Here is an 18,993-nt window from a genome sequence, read left to right on the forward strand (position 1 = left end):
CTTCACGCAACGTCAAGGTTTAAGCTAAATGTATGAGGAGGTAATGAAGTGGAATACACAGTACAAACGCTTGGGCAGCTTGCTGGTATTAGTACTAGGACACTTCGGTATTATGATGAAATTGGTCTGCTTAAACCCGCACGTATCAATTCATCCGGCTACCGTATATACGGGGCTACTGAAGTAAATCGTCTGCAGCAAATTCTGTTTTATCGCGAACTTGATGTAAGTTTAGATACTATTAAAGCAATCCTAAATTCCCCTACATTCGATGGAACTACTGCACTTAAACAACATCGGGAGAAATTACTAGAAAAAAGAGCACAATTAGACGCACTTATCAACAATGTGGATAAATCGATTGAACATACGGAAAGGAAGGCAAACATGACAGATAAAGAAAAATTTGAAGGCTTTAAACAAAAGCTTATCGATGAAAATGAGGGAAAATACGGAAAAGAAATACGAAAAAAATACGGAGAAAATGCTGTAAGCTCATCTAATGCAAAAGTAAAAAATATGACCGAAGAGCAGTATGCAGAAGTACAGAAGTTAGAGGAGCAACTGTTTACCAACTTAAAAGCTGCTATGAAAAGCGGAGATCCTGCCGGGGAACTAGCTCAAAAGGCAGCAGATTATCATAAACAGTGGCTTTGCTTTTACTGGGATCAGTACTCTAAAGAAGCTCACGCTGGCCTAGCTGAAATGTATGTCGCAGATGAACGTTTTACAGCTTATTACGATAAAGTACATCCAGGTGCAACTAAATTTTTACGAGATGCAATTGTAATTTATATAAAGTAAAGCTTCAAACAGTGGGGTTTATTTATCCCCACTGTTAGTTAGTTAAACCAATCGGCTTGTATGGGTAGTTGTCTCGTACCTACGTTTTATTACTTTTCGACCAATGTGGATATCCTCTGAATAACTTATCTATACCATAAACACCAACCAGTAACAAAAAGAAAGCTATGATATAATTGAACAAACTTTTCTCTATATCGAGGATATTTAATGAATATAGAAAAACAACAGCCCAGATAATTATTAATCCAATTTTAATACTATCCAACCTCCTTTAGTTTGGAAGTTCATCCATCGCGTTTTTTATTACTTTCTCTATTATGTGGATATCCTCTGGATAAGCTAAATCCAAGGTTTGAATTTCCTCCAGTGACTTCCAAGCAATGTCATGAATAAACTCATCTGGATCCTGCATCGTAATTTCTCCACTTATAATCTCTACTAAAAAGTATTCTACAGAATAGGAAATCCCATGTTCACTTATAACACCATTTTTGTTATGTATTTTATCCAATGTTTTTACTACAAATCCCGTTTCCTCTACAAATTCCCTTATACAGCATTCTTCTATCGTTTCATCCTCTTCAAGCGTCCCAGATGGAACTGTCCATTTCTTCTCTTCTCCTGGAGCCGCTTGAAGTACCATCAACACTTCCTTCTGTTCGTTTACACAAATACCAGCCGCACCTTTCCAGCTAAACATTAGCATTCACTCCCTCTCTCTTATATCCAATCTTCCTCCGCTACATTAAGATCATAACGTGATTCCTTCAAATCCACACGTCCATTGGCAAGGAATTTGACCCCTTCTTCTTTTAACATGACTTTTTGTGAGTATGCCGATTCTTCATCAGCTATCACAATCTCTCCTTTTGCATTAATAACACGATGCCAAGGAAGATTATAATTGGCGCTCATGGAGTGTAAAACGCGAACTACCTGTCTTGCTCCTCTAGGACTTCCTGCAACTTTTGCAATCTGGCCATACGTCATTACCTTTCCTTGCGGGATAGACTTTATAATTTGAATTGCTTTTTCAGTAAAAGGATTCATCATGCAACTCCTTTCATTTCAACTTATTATAACTGACAATTTATAAAATTATAACTATATTTAGTCTAGTACCTTGCATAAGATAATACCGTATGTTATATTCTATCCAAGGTACTGCACATTAACTAGTAGTGTCAGGGGGGAAAGAAAAGATGAATATTCAATTTAAAAAAGGAGTATTAAATTTATGTGTGCTTGTTTTATTGGATAAGCAAGATCGGTATGGATATGAGCTAGTTCAAAAAATATCCGATCAAATCTCAATATCGGAAGGATCTGTCTACCCATTGTTAAGACGATTGACGAAGGAAGGCTATTTTACAACGTATTTACAAGAGTCCACAGAAGGACCCCCTCGTAAATATTACAAGCTAACTGACTTAGGTCGCTCCTACCTACATGAACAAATAATAGAATGGCAAAGTTTTACTAACGGTGTAAATAATCTAATTGAAGAGGGTGTAAAAAATGACTGAGCAACAATTTTTATATGAATTAGAACTTGCATTAACAAGCTTACCTGCTGAGGAAAGAAATGATATTCTTTCTGATATTAAAGAGTATTTCTCGAATGGAAGAGAAGATGGAAAGTCTGATAGGGAAATCGCAGCTTCTTTAGGATCTCCAAAAGAAATTGCAGAGGAGCTTTCCGAAAACCAAATTCAAATTCCAGATAAAATTACACCGAGCAATAAAATCATTAAAGTACCTCATGCAAATTTCTCGAATGTAATGATGGATATCGACTTCGGTTCATTACACGTGACCTCTTCAGATACTGAGGAAGCAACTATCGAGTTAGTGGGAGAAAACGACAAATTACAATTGACAGCTGAAGTAGTAAACGACACATTATCGATTCGGTTAAAAACTAAAAAGTATAAATTTTTTAGTTTTATATTCTTAATAAAAGAACTGAGAGTAAACGTTGCTCTACCTAAAAAACTGTATACGACTGTAATCATGAAAACCGATAATGGTCGTATTCGCGCAGAAAAAATACTCGGGAAGAATATTAAGATAACATCAGATAACGGCAGTATTGGACTGAAAGAATTTGCTGCAACTATTCTAGAAGCAGAAACGGACAATGGACGGATTGAGATGGAGAAAATTCAAGCTGATAAACTTACCGCTGAAACGGATAACGGCAGAATAGAACTTCAAAATATTGATGCGGAGCAAGTTCACACGGAGACCGATAACGGTAGAATTATGATGCAATATGTTAACGGCAGTATTACTGGAAAAACAGATAATGGTAGAATCGAGCTATTAACTACTAGCTTGGATCGAATGATTGATTTGGAAACGGATAACGGAAGTATATTAGTAGAAACAGAAACAGATCCTACAAATGTATCGATTCATACAAAAGTGGATTATGGCAAAATAAGTGTGTTCGGCGAAAAAAATTCTCGCACTGTATTTGGTGCAGGTGCAAACAAAGTACGCCTTTCTTCAGATAACGGAAAAATAATAGTTGAGAAGAAGAAAGTACCTATGTTTGAATGAACAAAAGGAGGAGATTCGTGACTAACGTCATGGATTCTCCTCCTTTTATATATTGGAAGTATTAAACGATTCTAACGAACAAGATCAATTCCCCAACTAAACTGTTCAACATTCCAGCTAAAGACAATTTTTTAATGAAAAAAACCCTTCAAGACAACGAATGTCTTGAAGGACTTTGAAATAAAACTTTTCTATTTGTCCAGACTTCAACGCCTAGCCCCTCGAGTCGCTTCACACTTGCGGGGCTTGCAAAGGCGCTTGTGCTTTTCTTGTTAGTTTTCTTCTACTTCTTTACGGTTTTTCTTGAATAATTTCGATAAAATCTCATAAACGATTGGTACAACAATTAATGTTAATAACGTTGAACTTGTTAAACCACCGATTACCGTAATACCAAGACCTTTCGAGATTAATCCACCGCCACCTGAACCTATTGCTAACGGTATTAATGCACCAATCGTTGCGATTGCTGTCATTAAAATTGGACGAAGACGAGTTGCCCCAGCTTCCAGAATTGCATCACGCATACTCATACCATCACGTTCCATATGAATGATTCGGTCCACTAATACAATTGCATTTGTTACTACGATTCCTATTAACATGAGCATACCCATCATTACCGATACAGAAATAGTTTCTCCTGCGATCAATAACCCAACGAATGATCCGATAACTGCAAACGGTAAAGAGAATAGGATAGCAAACGGTGCTACACCCTCACGGAATGTTACAACTAAGATAAAGTAAACAATTGCGATAGCCGCAAGCATTGCAATTCCAAGTTGTGTAAACGTTTCTTCCATGTCAGCTGCTACACCAGCAACACCAACTTCAACACCCTTAGGTAAGTCTAATTTATCAATTGCTTTATCTACTTCAGATGTTGCGACTGAGATATCATCTCCAAGGATTGTTCCTGCTACAGTTGCATAATACTCCCCTTTACTACGTGCAAGCGTATTAAGCGTTGTTCCTTCTTCTACTGTTACAAGCTCAGAAAGAGGCATTGTTGTTCCCAATGCTGTAGGAATTTCTGTAGCTAAAATATCATCTACAGACTTTGGTTGTTCTGCTTTTTCTTGTTGAACTATTACATCTAATGTATTGCCTTCTTTTTCAATAGTCGTCAATACATCTTTTGTATTTGTTGGACTTAACATCATGACAATTTGGCCTGTCGTTAAGCCATATTGTAGTAATTCATCCTGCTCTACTTTGAATGTATATTCAACATAAGCATCTTCAGTACTAGAAGAAACGTCTTCTAAACCGTCATTTTTACTCATTACATCTTCTACCATTTTTACAGCTTCATCTAATTTGTTTAAATCTTCACTATAGAATGTGTAGCTAACTTCATTTGAAGACATTGACATAGCGGAGAAGTTTTGGCTCTTCCACTCGCCTGATTGCTCAAGATTAAATACGTATTCTTCAATTTCTTCACGAGCTCCTGGGAAATCTTCCATTTCTGGATCGAAGATAAGGTACATTAATGCACCACCTGCTCCGCCACCCATCATCGCAGCCGCTGGATCTATACTATCGCTATCTGTTACAGACAGTTGAAGAATATCGATATCTTTACGCTTTAATAACTCTTCTTCTACTGCAGCAACGTTTGCTAATGTATCATCTTTTAATTCACCAGCTTCTGGTGTATACGTTAAATACATAACCTTTTCTTCTTCACTTCCTAAGAAGCTAAAACCGATTAATGGAGTTAATGCTATACTTCCAGCCAGTAAAACGATAGAAACAATTGAAGTAATTACTTTATGGTTTAGCGTCCATTCCAATATACGCTTATAACCATTTGCTAGCTTACCAGCCTCTTTATGATTACTTTCTTTCTTCTCACCATATAATTTCTTCTTAAATAAGAAGTGAGACAATGCTGGAACGATTGTAATTGCCACAAGTAAGGATGCCAAAAGTGCAAACGACATCGTTAATGCGAAAGGTAAGAACAATTCTCCGACCATGCCACCAACAAATAGTAACGGTGCGAATACTGCAATCGTAACTAAGGTAGAAGATAGTATTGGTTTGAACATTTCAATAGTCGCTTCACGTACAAGTGCACGACCTGATAACTTCTCATCTTTTAAGTGAATACGACGATAAATATTTTCCACTACTACAATGGAGTCATCTATTACCCGTCCTATCGCAACTGTAATAGCCCCGAGGGTCATAATATTTAAAGTAATATCCATCCAGTTCAATAATAGTAATGCCATGAATATAGAAACTGGTATAGATATGATTGAAATTACCGTAGATTTAAAATCACGTAAAAACAGTAATATGATTAATACAGCAATCAATCCACCAAATAAAGCTTTTTCAATCATTGTAAAGACCGACTCTTCAATTGGCTCACCTTGGTCTAACGATATATCAATAACAAGACCATCAATATTTTTTTGTTCTTCTTTAATCAGTTCTTTCACGCTATTAACAACATCAACTGTATTTGCTTCCTGCCCTTTAACAATCTGAACAGAAATTGCATCTTCTCCGTTTGTACGGGATACAGATTGAACTCTTCCTACTTCTTCAATAGTAGCAATATCACTAAGTTTCACAAATGGAGATGGATTTGTTGCTGATGGTGTTACTGGAATCAGCATTTCTTTTAACTCATCTGAAGTCATGAATTTACCATCTACAGAAATAGCTTCTTCGCCTTCTTCAAATTCATAAAGGCCTAGTGAAACAGCTAAATCACTTGCTTGAATCATTTGCTTGACGTCGTCTGTTTTTAAACCCAACTCAGTCATTTTTGCTTCATTATAGGTAAGCTCAACTTCCTCGATATGCTGACCTGCAATAGTTGCAGAGGCTACTCCATCGATTTTCTCGATTTTAGGAACTAAAAGCTCTGAAACTGTAGATGTTAACTCTACAATGTCCTCTGATTTACTACTAACGCTTAACGCCACAACAGGCATCATATTCAAGCTAATAGCAGTGACGATTGGCTCCTGTGCACCTTCTGGTAATTTAACAGCTTCCAATGCAGATTTTAAAGCTCGATTTGCTTCGTCCATATCTTCGCCATACTCGTACTCTACTTGAATACTAGCCATATTAGAGTTCGAATTTGAATATACAGATTTTACACCTGCTAGGTTTTCTACTGCTTTTTCTAAAGGCATGGATACGTCTTCCATAACCTGCTCAGGTGTTGCACCTGGATAGACATCCATAACCATTAAATACGGAATGGAAATATCCGGAATTGTTTCCATGTTCATACGTGTTCCAGAATAAATACCCGATACAGTAATAATAATTGTAAGTAACCATACCGCTAATTTATTTTGAAGAACAAAATTGACTAAACCTTTCACACTTACACCTACCCCTAATTGACTTTAATTTCTCAATTACTTATAATAATGACTAATTAGTCAGTTGTCAACAATATGAACTAGGAGCGATTGTTTTAAATGGGTAAAAAACAGTTAATTATGGAAAGAGCATTAGAGCTTTTTGCAGAACAAGGATTCGAACCAACCTCTGTTCAACAAATTACAGAACGTTGCGGTATTTCTAAAGGAGCATTTTATTTGTCTTTTAAATCTAAAGACGAATTGATAGTAGCATTAATCGATCAATTTATGAGTCAAATGATTTCAAATACTGACTACCAGGTCACTAACATGCAAAATAATGAATTATCATTATATAATTTTTACTTTACAATGTTTCAAGCCTCCCAAAAACATTCAAATTTCGCTAAAATTTTAATGAAGGAACAGTCACATTCTTTTAATAGCGAGCTTGTATTAAAGTTTCATGATTATGATAAGTTATTAGAGAAAACTATCCTAACCATGACAGAAAAGTTATTTGGAGAAAGAATCGAAAATACCAAATATGATTTAGTCTATTGTATTAAAGGTTTTATAAGTATCTATTCAGAGTTGATATTATTCAACAATGTTCCGGTAGATTTGGAACAACTTGCACAATCTTTAGTTGAAAAAACAAATTTACTTGCATCCGAGGTCACCATTCCATTTGTCACTAAAGAAATTTTTCAGCTCAGACGGTTGTCTAAAACAGAAATTACAAACGATCAATTGTTAGAAGTTCTAGAACAAAGTTTAAATGAAGCGGAAGAACCACTTGAACAAGAGTCTCTGAGTTTGTTAAAACAGCATTTATTGGAGCCCTCTCTTAGTCCCGCCCTAGTAGAAGGCCTGTTAAAAAATATTCAAGATTACCCTAATTGTAAATGGATTGCATTTTTGCTTCGTAATTATTTAAAGTTAAACTCTATTAAATAAGCATGCTTTATTGGAGATTATTACAAGGTTCGTACTGACATAAATCGGGTATTTTATACACAACACTTCAAATAATAAGAGAGTTGCGATAAAATGTTTGGTTTTTCAGATTTGCTTTCTTTAATAATTTCAGCTTTTATCATCTTGCCTATTGTTGTATTTTTGCGAGAAACGGGTTATTTAATAGTAAGTGAGATTTTCGGTGTAAAGAACCCCAGATTGACTATTGGATCTGGACCAAGACTTTTCAAATTTTGGATAATTGATGTACGAAAACATTATCATCTATTTAGTTGGTTTTCATACGATGCTCTAAAAAGAGAAAGTAAACTAGCGTATATATGTATATACGCAGGTCCTATTCTGATGAATCTGTCGGTAGCTCTAGTCCTAAACGCGTTATTGGCAAACGGTCTGTTAGAAGAATATCGAACATTTTGGGATCGCTTTGTGTTTTATGCGTTTTATTATGTTTTGTTCGATATTATTCCTATGAGAACTATAAATGGGATGCCAAACAATGGAATGATCATATACGAAATGCTTCGTTATGGAAAACGAACAGATTACAACCATGAACCCTTTATATACAAGACAACCGATATTGAAGAAGAATACCAAGAAACTCAAGAAGAAATAAGGCAGAAGTATAAAGACGAAAAATGGTAAGGAAATACGAAGAGCTAGACAAAAGGGTACTTACTTTACCCCAAACTTTGTCTAGCTCTTTTTGTATGACAGTAGAGTTTAAATTATCTTTCTTCCCATTTGCGCTAACGCATAGTGTATACCGTGCTGTAATGTTTGGAAGCAATCGAAGTTAGATAATTGAACATTTGACTGAGTAATAATAATACTTAACTGCGGGGAGATACCCACTAGTATCGTCGTCACACCTATTAAAGTGGAAGCTGACCCGATTTTTTCGATAAAACTTGCTGTATGTTGACTGATATTTTCATTCAGCCCTGTTAAATCAAGTACTACATACTTTGCCTTGTGTGAAGGTAAATTAGTTAATGTTTTCTCTAGTAATGCCTCTGAACGGTCTTCATCATACTTACCGATCAACGGTACCACAACTATTCCATCCAACACGGGAATAATAGGTGATGAGAGTTCCTGTACTAATTCAGTTAAGTCCCTTACTTTATCCTCCACTACTGCTTCTAAATGAAGAATCTCATCCATTTCTGTTTTTCGAGCAAGCTGACCAATATTATGATTTACTGTAATAGTAGATGGGAAGTACTTTACTTCTGTAAATTCATGACCTTGTATTTGATCTTTTACTACCTCATACCACATATTTTCATTTAGAAGTCCAGAGAATATGCCAGCATAATGAGCAGGCATGTATTTTCCTCCCACCGACTTTTCTTGTGCTTTATTTATTTTGTATTCCCAGCTATTTTTAAATTTTGCAGTGAAGGTCTTTTCTTCGATATTTAGATTTTCTACTTTAGCTAATCCCCAGCCAGCGGAAGAATATGTGTTTGTAATAAGATCAACTGCTTCTGTAACACTTACGTTTTTCATATTTTGAAAGTACTCACCCACCACTATCCCCTGGCGAAATCCTGTAGCTTCAAAAACTAAGTTTGATGCTTCATCCCCAGAAACCTCTTCAATTGTATCGAAGAAGGATTTCATCGCAGAGGAAACCCAGAAAAGAACAGCGTCCTGTTGTTCAAATAGAAACTCCCCTTTTTCCAGATCCCAGTTAAAACTAATTCCACCTATATCAATACCTGCCTGTTTGTCCATTTATAAGACCCCTTTATATTTTCGAAATTATGTATGTACCAATAAACTTCCTACACAAAAAGAGATTCTACTATAAATTTAGTTTACTACTACAAGGTATAAAAGGACAAAATTATATAGTTTCCAGCTTCAAATGAACAGAATCTACTAGCTTCTTATACCCAATTTCCTGATAAATTTTATTGGAGGTTGGATTGAGCATATCTGTATACAACACACAAAACTCAAATTCCTTTAATAACTCTTTACTCCCTGCCGCAACCACAGTTCTTCCATACCCTTTTCCTCGTTTTTCTGCTGGTGTAAAAACAAGTGAAACCGTAACCCCTTTTTTTGTTGGCCTAGCCTTTTTCATCATGGATACAACTTCCCCTTGGTTTTCCCAAAGAAAGACTTCATTACCCTCTAACATTTTATTCACACGTTTTTTTATTTCTACTGGAGCTGTCGTTGATAATCCAGTATCGCGTTCAAACTGGCTATACCATTTCTCTATTAGAAGTGCATCGTTAAGAGTTGCGTAACGCCATGATCCTGGACTCATTTTAAGGGACTCCTCTACTTGGTCCAGTCTATAAAGTCCTTGATCCATCATGAAAGAGTATGTTCCTCCTGTTTTTTCTTTCCACTTTTCCGCAAACATAATAGCCCATTCCTTTACACTGATGATGGATTCTACTCGTATGGAATGTTTAATCAATTCTGCGGTACATAAGTCAATACAAGCAGATATATGCTTTTTATCTACAAATACAATATTTAGGGGATGGGGAGGGGTCATTTGAAAAATTGCTAATAACTCACCTTCCTCTTCAATAGTTGCCATGTAAGGGTTATTGTATGCACCAGCTTTTATCCCGTTTAAAACACCAAGAAATAAGCTGAACTTATCCTCGTTTGTTTCCAAAAAAGGTGTTACTTTGCCCGCAAATTTCTCTACACTTTCATAATGCTGAAAATTCATATAATTGACCTCCTCTATATCTTTGTATGTTAATATTACTTAAAACACTAAGGAAGGGGTATACTTTTATGAAAGTTGTATCAATTCGAGATATCCATATAGGAATGGGTATTCCAAAAGTCATTGTTCCCCTGATAGGAAGAACAATAGAAGAGCTTCTTTTAGAGATAAAAAGCCTTCAAACTAACTTCGAAATTATTGAATGGCGAGCGGACTTTTTAGAGGGAATTGAAGATATTAATAAAGTAAAAAAAACACTTTCCACATTGCGAGAAGTACTATATCCCACCCCTCTTCTATTTACTTTTAGAACACATCGTGAAGGTGGAAATAAAATAATAGAAGACTCCTACTACGAAACCCTAATAGTAGAAGTGATGAAAACAAAAGAAGTTGATTTGATAGACGTGGAGTTGTTTTCCCCGAAAGTGACGGAAATAATGCAAGCAGCAAAAGGAACGGACGTTTTCATCATTATGTCTAATCACGACTTCGAAAAGACTCCCGCCAAGGAAGAAATCATATGGAGACTTAAAAGAATGCAAGAGTTAGATGCACATATATCTAAAATCGCTGTAATGCCAAACAATCCAACAGATGTTCTGACATTGCTAGATGCAACCTACACAATGTACTCCTTATATGCAGACCGTCCAATTATTACTATGGCTATGGCTTCTACTGGTGTAATTAGTCGACTCGCTGGAGAAGTTTTTGGCTCCGCCGCAACATTTGGTTCTGGTGTAGCTTCTTCTGCTCCAGGGCAAATTCCAGCCGTTGACCTTAAATATATTTTAGGGTTAATACATACAAAACAAGAGTAGCAGCTGTATCTCATTGTGCAGGAGTCACCGCCGGTAATTAGAAATTCATCATTAAATACTAATAAAACCCCGTCCTTTTCTACTAGAAAAGGACGGGGTTTTGTTTATTTTAATATATCTAGGATTTCTTCTGATACATATGTTGTCTTATCTTTTAACACCGGTTTTTCTAAAAATAATTGTAGGCTCTTATTGTAACTAAAAGCTTTTGTATCGCGAAAAATCTGGAAAGAACTGTTGCCTTTTAAAAGTGTTACTAACTTTTGCGTAGAAGTAGAATAGCTTTTTACTTCATATCCAAGTTGCTCTGCTACTTTACGAAGCGGAATCATTTTTGTCCCATTTTGTATAAAGTGATCATTTTCAATAATATGTTTTAAATCAGGCGAAAGATAATTTAGAGCAACAACCTTCAATGGAGTTGTTTGGTCGGGTACGCCTTCCATCCCTCTTTTAGTAACAGCATAAAAGACAATAAGCTCTTTTTCCACTAAATCCTCTTGAGTTATTACTTCGTTTTTCTCATTACGCAATTCAGTTTTTTCCGAAATAGTTAACTGAAGTTCTCGATCTAAACTAATCATATCTTGGTCAAACTTCGCCACTTTCACAAAACTAAATTCTTCTTTGCCAGGAACAAAGAGAAGTTCCGGAGTTATTTGTGCTGGATAAATTAAAATCATTGGCTTGTTTTTATCATAATAAGCCTCTATTTTCTGCCCTATTTGGAAAGACTCTTTTTTAACTGTCTCTGCGTTTTTTCCTTTAAACAATCGTACATTTTTATCAAGTGTGAAGATAGTCGTAATTGGCTCATCCTCTTCTGTCACTACCGTAAGCGCTAACTTATTTTTATCGTTTGTTATTTCTGTTATAACACCTGAAAATTTTATGAAGTCGGACGTATCACTAACTTCACCAGGTGAGGACATAGCTACTATTTTAATAGGAGATGTTTGAGCAGGAATGCTTTTAGTAGCCATCGTATAGAATACAATAAGCTCTTTTCCGCTTAAGTCTGCTCTTGCTATTTTTTCTCCGTCGGTATTTTCTAGAATTGTTTTGTCATCTACATTCAAATTCAATTCATTGTCTAAACTACGAAGCTCTTCATCAAATTTCCCTACTTTAACAGAACCGAATGTTTTAGCATCATGCACAATAACTAATTCGGGTGAAATTTGTGCTGGATATATCATAATCATCGGTTTATCTTTATCATAATAGGCGTCTATTTGTTGACCTTTTTGAAACGCCACTTTTTCCACTTCCTTCGTGGATCCACTACTGTATACCATTGTTTCATCCGTTACGTTGTAAAAAGTAATCTGCGGCTCTTTACCATTTGTTTCTACCGTTAAAGTAACAGTTCCCTTTTTTTCTTCCACTTTTGTTATAACCCCGGTTGCTTTTATAAAGTTAGTCGTTTCTACTTTTGCTTCATCACTTTGTGCAAAGGCAGAACCTTGGCTCCATACAAGCCCGAACATTAAAATCATTACGAAAGCTCCGTATATTTTCTTCATCCAATCACTCCTCTTTTTTCTTCTCTTTCCATTTGACGGAGTAATTTACAAAAACGTTACAAATTAAATGAAACATTCTTTAAGTTGTTTCGTATAAAGTTTAAAGAGAAAAAAGATAGGAGTTTGAATATGACGTTATCAATAAGCCAAGTAACTAAGAAATATCAAGACTTCGTAGCTGTTAACAGTTTGTCCTTTACAATTGAAAAGGGAGAAATATTTGGACTGATCGGTCAGAATGGTGCCGGTAAAACTACAACATTTCGTATGATTTTAGACTTACAGGAAACAACTGAAGGTAGCATTATGTGGAATGGCCAACATATAAATTCCATTAATAGAGATATTCTAGGCTACTTACCTGAAGAACGAGGCATCTTTCCTGCCATGACTGTGGAAGACCAACTATACTTTTTTGGCGAGTTAAGAGGAAAGCTTAAAAAAGATCTAAAAAAAGAAGTAGATTACTGGATTGATCGTTTTGAATTAGACGATAAACGAAAAGCAAAAGCAGAAACCTTATCCAAAGGAAACCAGCAAAAAGTCCAATTAATCGCAAGCTTTATACATCAACCAGAGTTCCTTATATTAGATGAGCCTTTTAGTGGCTTGGATCCAGTAAATATGGATTTGCTAAAGTCTGCAATTCTAGACCTAAAGCATAAAGGAACAACTATATTATTTTCTAGTCACCAAATGGATAATGTCGAAGAGCTTTGTGACCATTTATGCCTACTAAAACGTGGCGTATCCTTGTTTACTGGAAGTTTACTAGATTTGAAGAAACAATACGGAAAAACGAAGTTAACTATACGTACAGAAATTCCTAAAGAAGTACTAGCAGGACTACATGGTGTACGAGATGTTCAAACAGGCAGAGATCAATACACACTAACACTTGAGGATGAATCGTATGCACAGCCTATTTTTGACTATGTATCTAATGGCAAATACATAGAAAAATTTAGTTTGGATTATTTATCATTAGATGAAATATTCAAAGATAAGGTAGGTGCTAAGCATGTCTAAGTTCTGGTTGTTAGTTAAGCAACTTTACGTTCAAAAAGTCAAAGCAAAATCATTTATATTTTCTATCATTTTATATGTGGCGGTGATCAGTGGTGTTATGTTCTGGTCAGACATTAAGGAAGCATTTTTCCAAGAAGACGCACTACAAATAGCTCTTATTAACGAAACAGATGTGGAAATTGAGGCATTATTTGAGTCGACTAGCGATCTAGAATTTAGCTTTCCAACCGAGGATCTTGAAAAGGTAGAAAAACAAGTAGTTGACGGGGACTTTGCGGCTGTCATTTTCGTGGAAGATCAAGATAATTCACTCACAGCAGAAATTGCCACCTTCGAACCGCTGACATTTAATGATCAGCTAAGCCTTTCTTCTACCCTTCAATACGCTGGGAAAATATATGAAGTGCAGCAGCTAAATTTAACTGCAGAAGAAGCGGATAAAATTCTGCAATCTGAAACTATCATTACGATGAAAAATCTGAATGAACAATCTGTCTCAGGTAAAAGTGAGGATGAGAAAGCTGCTGGAATTGGTGCTTCCTTTTTAGTAGGTTTTCTAATTTATTCATTTGTTATGACCTTCTTATCGATGATTACAACGGATGTTGCTTCCGAAAAAGGTTCGCGTGTTCTCGAAGTTTTACTTGCTAGCGTGAAGCCAGCTACACATTTTATGGCGAAATTAACTGGAACGTTTCTTTTAGCGTTAACACAAATTGGAGGATTATTAATCGTTCAAGGGTTGTTATTCGCATTTATTGACGGAGGCTCAAAATGGGATGTTGTACAGGAAATTGCCAATGAACTATCTCTTGCATTTATCGGATATTCAGTAGCCTTTTTATTGATCACAATCATTTTATATTTGATATTGGGTGCATTATTAGGGTCGTTAGTATCCAAAGTAGAGGAATCGAGTCAAGCTATGATGCCAGCGATGATGGTTGGAATTATTGGTTTTTACGTGCTAATCTCTGGAATGGCTAGTCCTGATACGATGCTCATAAAAGTATTCTCCTATATTCCGTTTACGTCGGGTATGGTCATGCCACTACGAATTGGCGCCACTGACATATCTACATTCGAACCAATTTTGTCCATGGCTATATTAATAGTAACAGTAGTTCTTATGTTCCTACTAAGCTTGTCCTTCTATAAACGAAGTGTACTAACTTATAGTAGTGGAGGAATAATCCAAAAAATTAAGACCGTGCTTAAAGTAACAACATAAGAAAAGCGTCGCAAAAGTTAAAACTATTGCGACGCTTTTTTGTGTATACAGTTGAAGTGATATAGGTAAAGTAGTGCATTTTTTAAAGTTAATAATATAGACCTATTACCTAATTATCGTCACGCATATGGAAATTTACAGTATTCCTTTGAAATTTCACAAATAAATCTTATTTTTTTATTATTAATACTATTCTTAAATAATCTTATTGACCTACCAATTAAGACATATATAGTATATAAGTAGCAAAGAAATATTTTGCAGATCATATTGGAGGAAACTACTATGTCTATTAAGACAAAACTTTATTCTGGCTTTGGTATTTTGGTCGCTATCCTCATACTAACTTCAGTTTTGGCATTTACTCAGTTAACTAAGGTTGACAATCAATATTCTAATCTTATTGAAGATAGAGTATATAAACTACTTCAGGTAGACCAAATTTTAAATGCTTCATCGTTACAAGGTGTATACATACGTTCATATATCCTTGACCCCTCGGATGAAACGTTAAAAAACTTAGAAGAACAAAAAAATCTTATTCACGAGAAATCGAAGGAATTAGAAGAGTTATTTTATGATCAAGCCATGCTAGACCATCTTAAGCTGTTAGAGGAAAACCAACTTAAATTCGAAGAAGCCTCAGACGAAATCTTAACTACCTTCTCAACGAACGATTTAGATTCTGCCGTTCAATTATTAGCTGATAAAGCGCGTCCTGCTAACGAAGCAATCGAAAGTGCGGTAAATGCAATCGTAGACTTTCAAACAGCTGAAGTTGACAAGGTCAACCAAAAGTCTACAGAGACAGCTGCGTTCAGTAAGTTACTTATCATAGTTATCGCTATTATCGCTACTATTTTTGCCACCGTAATCGGAATATTTATTACTTCCTCAATCACTCGTCCAGTTAACCGTTTAGCTTCTGCAGCAGCAATTATTGCAGGAGGCGATCTAAGTCAAGAGGACGTTGTTGTTAAAACAAAAGATGAAATCGCTAAGTTAGCTGATTCATTTAACTTAATGAAAAAGAATCTCCATGGTCTTATTGCTAACGTATCAATCAATGTACAACAGACAACTGCAGCTTCAGAAGAGTTAGCAGCAAGTACAGATGAAGTTTCTATTTCTTCTAACGATGTTGCTACGCGTATAGAAACTATGGCTGAAGTTAGTAGTCATTCCGCTGAAATGGGTATAGAAAGCTCTCTAGCAATGGATGAAACTGCACACGGTGTACAAAGAATTGCTGAAGCGACGCAAAGTCTTCACTCGAAAGCTATTGATACGCAGACTGTTGCAACTGACGGCGAAAAAACATTGAAAACTGCCGAGGAGCAGATGGCAGTTATCCAAAAATCTTCTCGCGAAACAAGCGAACGTATTAAGCAGCTAAGTATTCAATCAGCTGAAATTGAAAATATTACAAAAGTTATTACAAATATAACCGAACAAACAAATTTATTGGCATTAAATGCAGCTATTGAAGCGGCTCGTGCAGGTGAACATGGTAAAGGATTTGCAGTAGTCGCAGATGAAGTAAGAAAACTTGCGGAGGAATCGAAAAACTCTGCTAGTCAAATTACAGAGTTAACTACTTTGATCCAACAGGATACAAAACTAGTGGAAAATGCAGTTAACATTACTGTACAGAATGTAGATCAAGGAGTTAACTATATTCAAAATGCACAAAGAGCATTTGATAATATTATGGGCTCGATACAAGAAATGTCTTCTCAAATTGAAGAGGTCTCTGCTTCAACTGAGGAAATCTCTGCAAGCACAGAAGAAGTTTCTGCTTCCGTTAATGAAATGTCTTCCGCGGCAACTAATGCAGCTGAACAATCTGAAATGATTGCTGCTGCTGTAGAGGAGCAAACTGCAACTATCCAAGAGATCACTTCCGTTGCGAAGTCTTTAAGTGAAGGTGCAATGGTAGTTCAGGAAGAAATTAATAAATTTAAAATTTAATTAATATACTAAAGACAATCGTTAGGTGTGAAAAACCTGTGCGATTGTCTTTTTTGATACAATTTTCCACCTCTTGCATAAAATAATGGATGAAAGAAGGGATGCATATATGTGTGGAATTACTGGTTGGATTCATTTTCAAAGGGATTTGAGAAACGAATTATCAGCAGTTGCTAAAATGACGGAAACCTTAAAGAAGCGTGGCCCAGATGACGATAATATTTGGAATTCTCCGCACGCCATATTTGGACATCGCCGTTTAACAGTAGTAGATCCAGTCGGCGGAAAGCAACCGATGACTAAAACCTATCATTCTAATGAATATACACTTACGTATAATGGAGAATTATATAATACAGAGGATCTCCGAAGAGAATTATTGAAACGTGGGCATAGCTTCTCTGGTCATTCAGATACAGAGGTATTATTGACCTCCTATATAGAATGGAAGGAAAATTGTGTTGACCATTTTAATGGAATATTCGCATTTGCTATATGGGATGAGTCGGAGCAAAAAGTGTTTATAGCGCGCGACCGCCTTGGAGTGAAACCACTTTTTTATACAGAAAAAAACGGGGGCTTCCTATTTGGTTCTGAGCAAAAGTCGCTCTTTGCCCATCCTGCTATTTCCCCTATCATTAATAGAAATGGTCTAGCCGAAATCATTGGATTAGGTCCCTCACGTACCCCTGGTTCTGGCGTGTACCAGGATATACATGAATTACGCCCTGCCCATGCACTCAGTTTAACTCGCAACGGCATTCGGACTTGGCGTTACTGGAATGTAGAAAGCAAGGAACATACAGATTCTTTAGATGAAACTACGGAAAAGGTTCATTCATTAGTAACCGATGCTGTAGAAAGACAACTTGTATCAGACGTTCCCCTTTGTACATTCCTATCTGGAGGTTTGGACTCCAGTATTATCACTTCAATAGCAGCCAAATCCTATTCTCAGGATTCCAAATCCCCACTGCATACGTACTCCATCGACTATCAAGATAATGACCATCATTTTAAAGGTAATACTTTTCAACCTTCAAGCGATCTTCCATGGATACAAAAAGTGACGGACCATTTAGAAACGGACCATCATTTTTCTATTATTACCCAACAAAAACTAGCAGAGTATTTAAGAGAGGCTGTTCACGTAAGGGATCTTCCAGGCATGGCCGATATCGATTCTTCTTTACTATGGTTCTGCCGAGAAATAAAACAGGACTTTACGGTAGGTTTATCTGGAGAATGTGCGGATGAAATATTTGGTGGCTACCCCTGGTTTCACCAAATAGGAAATGCAGAAAAAGGGTTTCCTTGGATACGATCTACTAGTGAACGCTTCCAGTTATTGAATGATAGTTGGCAAGGTAAATTAAATATTGAAGAATATGTACAAAATGCATATGACACTACTTTAGCTGAAACTCCTCTTTTGGAAGGCGAATCAGAAATTGACGCAAAAAGACGCGCATTATTTTATATGAATATGACGTGGTTTATGACGACCTTGTTAGATAGGAAAGATCGTATGAGTATGGGGGCTAGCTTAGAGGTGCGTGTACCCTTTGCGGACCATCGTCTGGTAGAGTATGCATGGAATATTCCATGGGAATACAAGATGGTCGGCAATCAGGAAAAAGGCATATTACGAAAGGCATTTGAAGGCAGTCTGCCATTTGATGTACTTTATCGTAAAAAGAGTCCATACCCAAAAACACATAATCCTGTTTATACAGCTATTGTGAGTAATTTGTTGAAAGAGCAATTACAAGACAAAAACTCTATTCTACACGAACTGTTCCAAAAGCAACGCTTAGCTGATCTTGTCGAATCCAACGGAGAAGCATTTAAAGTACCATGGTTTGGCCAGTTAATGTCTGGACCGCAGCTTCTGGCATACTTGGTACAGATGGATATTTGGTTTAAAGAATGTAATGTTCAACTAGTGGATTAAAAGATACTAACCAAATAGAATGGAATGTATTTACCGGCTCCTTGAGTAAGT

General features: G+C 36.2%; 16 protein-coding genes. 10 read left to right on the plus strand and 6 right to left on the minus strand.

Annotated features, from left to right (window positions below; translation table 11 throughout):
* The first annotated feature begins 48 nt into the window (after positions 1-48).
* Positions 49-804 (plus strand): MerR family transcriptional regulator, encoded by a 756-nt coding sequence (locus tag MHI40_RS17725; RefSeq protein WP_340763830.1) that lies wholly within the window; start codon positions 49-51, stop codon positions 802-804.
* A gap of 274 nt (positions 805-1,078) precedes the next feature.
* Here MHI40_RS17725 and MHI40_RS17730 read toward each other — a convergent pair whose 3' ends face one another.
* Both MHI40_RS17730 and MHI40_RS17735 read right to left on the minus strand, forming a co-directional pair.
* On the minus strand, positions 1,079-1,507 hold the full coding sequence (locus MHI40_RS17730; protein WP_340763832.1) for an NUDIX hydrolase: 429 nt from the start codon (positions 1,505-1,507) through the stop codon (positions 1,079-1,081).
* A 20-nt stretch (positions 1,508-1,527) separates the two neighbouring features.
* Positions 1,528-1,857 (minus strand): MGMT family protein, encoded by a 330-nt coding sequence (locus MHI40_RS17735; protein WP_340764582.1) that lies wholly within the window; start codon positions 1,855-1,857, stop codon positions 1,528-1,530.
* Positions 1,858-2,009: 152 nt separating this feature from the next.
* Between MHI40_RS17735 and MHI40_RS17740 the strand changes: the two genes are divergently transcribed.
* Both MHI40_RS17740 and MHI40_RS17745 read left to right on the plus strand, forming a co-directional pair.
* Positions 2,010-2,333 (plus strand): PadR family transcriptional regulator, encoded by a 324-nt coding sequence (locus MHI40_RS17740; protein ID WP_093537455.1) that lies wholly within the window; start codon positions 2,010-2,012, stop codon positions 2,331-2,333.
* The gene (locus MHI40_RS17745; RefSeq protein ID WP_340763834.1) at positions 2,326-3,372 is read left to right on the plus strand and encodes a DUF4097 family beta strand repeat-containing protein; all 1,047 of its coding nucleotides are present in this window, start codon (positions 2,326-2,328) and stop codon (positions 3,370-3,372) included. Before MHI40_RS17740 ends, MHI40_RS17745 begins: the two co-directional genes overlap by 8 nt.
* Positions 3,373-3,644: 272 nt before the next feature.
* Here MHI40_RS17745 and MHI40_RS17750 read toward each other — a convergent pair whose 3' ends face one another.
* Positions 3,645-6,734, minus strand: coding sequence for an efflux RND transporter permease subunit (locus MHI40_RS17750; RefSeq protein ID WP_340763837.1), 3,090 nt, complete (start codon positions 6,732-6,734; stop codon positions 3,645-3,647).
* A 99-nt stretch (positions 6,735-6,833) separates the two neighbouring features.
* Here MHI40_RS17750 and MHI40_RS17755 point away from each other — a divergent pair, with 99 nt between their 5' ends.
* Both MHI40_RS17755 and MHI40_RS17760 read left to right on the plus strand, forming a co-directional pair.
* A complete protein-coding gene (locus MHI40_RS17755) occupies positions 6,834-7,676 on the plus strand; it encodes a TetR/AcrR family transcriptional regulator (RefSeq protein ID WP_340763839.1) in 843 nt (280 codons plus the stop codon).
* Between the two features lie 93 nt (positions 7,677-7,769).
* On the plus strand, positions 7,770-8,345 hold the full coding sequence (locus MHI40_RS17760; protein ID WP_340763841.1) for a hypothetical protein: 576 nt from the start codon (positions 7,770-7,772) through the stop codon (positions 8,343-8,345).
* A gap of 78 nt (positions 8,346-8,423) precedes the next feature.
* Here the strand turns inward: MHI40_RS17760 and MHI40_RS17765 are convergent, their stop codons facing one another.
* A complete protein-coding gene (locus MHI40_RS17765; protein ID WP_340763842.1) occupies positions 8,424-9,443 on the minus strand; it encodes an STAS domain-containing protein in 1,020 nt (339 codons plus the stop codon).
* A gap of 112 nt (positions 9,444-9,555) precedes the next feature.
* Entirely contained in the window at positions 9,556-10,407 is an 852-nt protein-coding gene (locus MHI40_RS17770) for a GNAT family N-acetyltransferase (RefSeq protein WP_340763844.1), read from the minus strand.
* Positions 10,408-10,475: 68 nt separating this feature from the next.
* Here MHI40_RS17770 and aroD point away from each other — a divergent pair, with 68 nt between their 5' ends.
* Positions 10,476-11,231, plus strand: coding sequence for a type I 3-dehydroquinate dehydratase (gene aroD / locus MHI40_RS17775; protein WP_340763846.1), 756 nt, complete (start codon positions 10,476-10,478; stop codon positions 11,229-11,231).
* A 104-nt stretch (positions 11,232-11,335) separates the two neighbouring features.
* Here the strand turns inward: aroD and MHI40_RS17780 are convergent, their stop codons facing one another.
* Complete coding sequence (locus MHI40_RS17780) at positions 11,336-12,757, minus strand: stalk domain-containing protein (RefSeq protein ID WP_340763848.1); 1,422 nt, start codon at positions 12,755-12,757, stop codon at positions 11,336-11,338.
* 129 nt (positions 12,758-12,886) lie between these two features.
* On the opposite strand from MHI40_RS17780, the gene MHI40_RS17785 reads away from it, so the two are divergent.
* The 4 genes from MHI40_RS17785 to asnB all read left to right on the plus strand — a co-directional run bounded on the left by MHI40_RS17785 (position 12,887) and on the right by asnB (position 18,942).
* Entirely contained in the window at positions 12,887-13,786 is a 900-nt protein-coding gene (locus MHI40_RS17785; protein ID WP_093537446.1) for an ABC transporter ATP-binding protein, read from the plus strand.
* The gene (locus MHI40_RS17790; RefSeq protein ID WP_340763849.1) at positions 13,779-15,017 is read left to right on the plus strand and encodes an ABC transporter permease; all 1,239 of its coding nucleotides are present in this window, start codon (positions 13,779-13,781) and stop codon (positions 15,015-15,017) included. The genes MHI40_RS17785 and MHI40_RS17790 overlap by 8 nt, the downstream gene beginning before the upstream one ends.
* 285 nt (positions 15,018-15,302) lie before the next feature.
* Positions 15,303-16,988 (plus strand): methyl-accepting chemotaxis protein, encoded by a 1,686-nt coding sequence (locus tag MHI40_RS17795; RefSeq protein ID WP_340763851.1) that lies wholly within the window; start codon positions 15,303-15,305, stop codon positions 16,986-16,988.
* Positions 16,989-17,097: 109 nt separating this feature from the next.
* Positions 17,098-18,942 (plus strand): asparagine synthase (glutamine-hydrolyzing), encoded by a 1,845-nt coding sequence (gene asnB / locus MHI40_RS17800; RefSeq protein ID WP_093537443.1) that lies wholly within the window; start codon positions 17,098-17,100, stop codon positions 18,940-18,942.
* Positions 18,943-18,993: the final 51 nt, after the last annotated feature.

Origin of the sequence: Psychrobacillus sp. FSL H8-0510 (assembly GCF_038008345.1) — a bacterium.
Lineage (GTDB): Bacteria > Bacillota > Bacilli > Bacillales_A > Planococcaceae > Psychrobacillus > Psychrobacillus psychrotolerans.

Bases quoted from the DNA above. Each gene is read 5' to 3' on its own strand.
- aroD (WP_340763846.1), top strand. From the start codon at position 10,476: ATGAAAGTTGTATCAATTCGAGATATCCATATAGGAATGGGTATTCCA.
- MHI40_RS17730 (WP_340763832.1), bottom strand. From the start codon at position 1,507: ATGTTTAGCTGGAAAGGTGCGGCTGGTATTTGTGTAAACGAACAGAAG.
- MHI40_RS17790 (WP_340763849.1), top strand. From the start codon at position 13,779: ATGTCTAAGTTCTGGTTGTTAGTTAAGCAACTTTACGTTCAAAAAGTC.
- MHI40_RS17735 (WP_340764582.1), bottom strand. From the start codon at position 1,857: ATGAATCCTTTTACTGAAAAAGCAATTCAAATTATAAAGTCTATCCCG.
- MHI40_RS17795 (WP_340763851.1), top strand. From the start codon at position 15,303: ATGTCTATTAAGACAAAACTTTATTCTGGCTTTGGTATTTTGGTCGCT.
- MHI40_RS17785 (WP_093537446.1), top strand. From the start codon at position 12,887: ATGACGTTATCAATAAGCCAAGTAACTAAGAAATATCAAGACTTCGTA.
- asnB (WP_093537443.1), top strand. From the start codon at position 17,098: ATGTGTGGAATTACTGGTTGGATTCATTTTCAAAGGGATTTGAGAAAC.
- MHI40_RS17760 (WP_340763841.1), top strand. From the start codon at position 7,770: ATGTTTGGTTTTTCAGATTTGCTTTCTTTAATAATTTCAGCTTTTATC.
- MHI40_RS17765 (WP_340763842.1), bottom strand. From the start codon at position 9,443: ATGGACAAACAGGCAGGTATTGATATAGGTGGAATTAGTTTTAACTGG.
- MHI40_RS17745 (WP_340763834.1), top strand. From the start codon at position 2,326: ATGACTGAGCAACAATTTTTATATGAATTAGAACTTGCATTAACAAGC.
- MHI40_RS17770 (WP_340763844.1), bottom strand. From the start codon at position 10,407: ATGAATTTTCAGCATTATGAAAGTGTAGAGAAATTTGCGGGCAAAGTA.
- MHI40_RS17740 (WP_093537455.1), top strand. From the start codon at position 2,010: ATGAATATTCAATTTAAAAAAGGAGTATTAAATTTATGTGTGCTTGTT.
- MHI40_RS17780 (WP_340763848.1), bottom strand. From the start codon at position 12,757: ATGAAGAAAATATACGGAGCTTTCGTAATGATTTTAATGTTCGGGCTT.
- MHI40_RS17755 (WP_340763839.1), top strand. From the start codon at position 6,834: ATGGGTAAAAAACAGTTAATTATGGAAAGAGCATTAGAGCTTTTTGCA.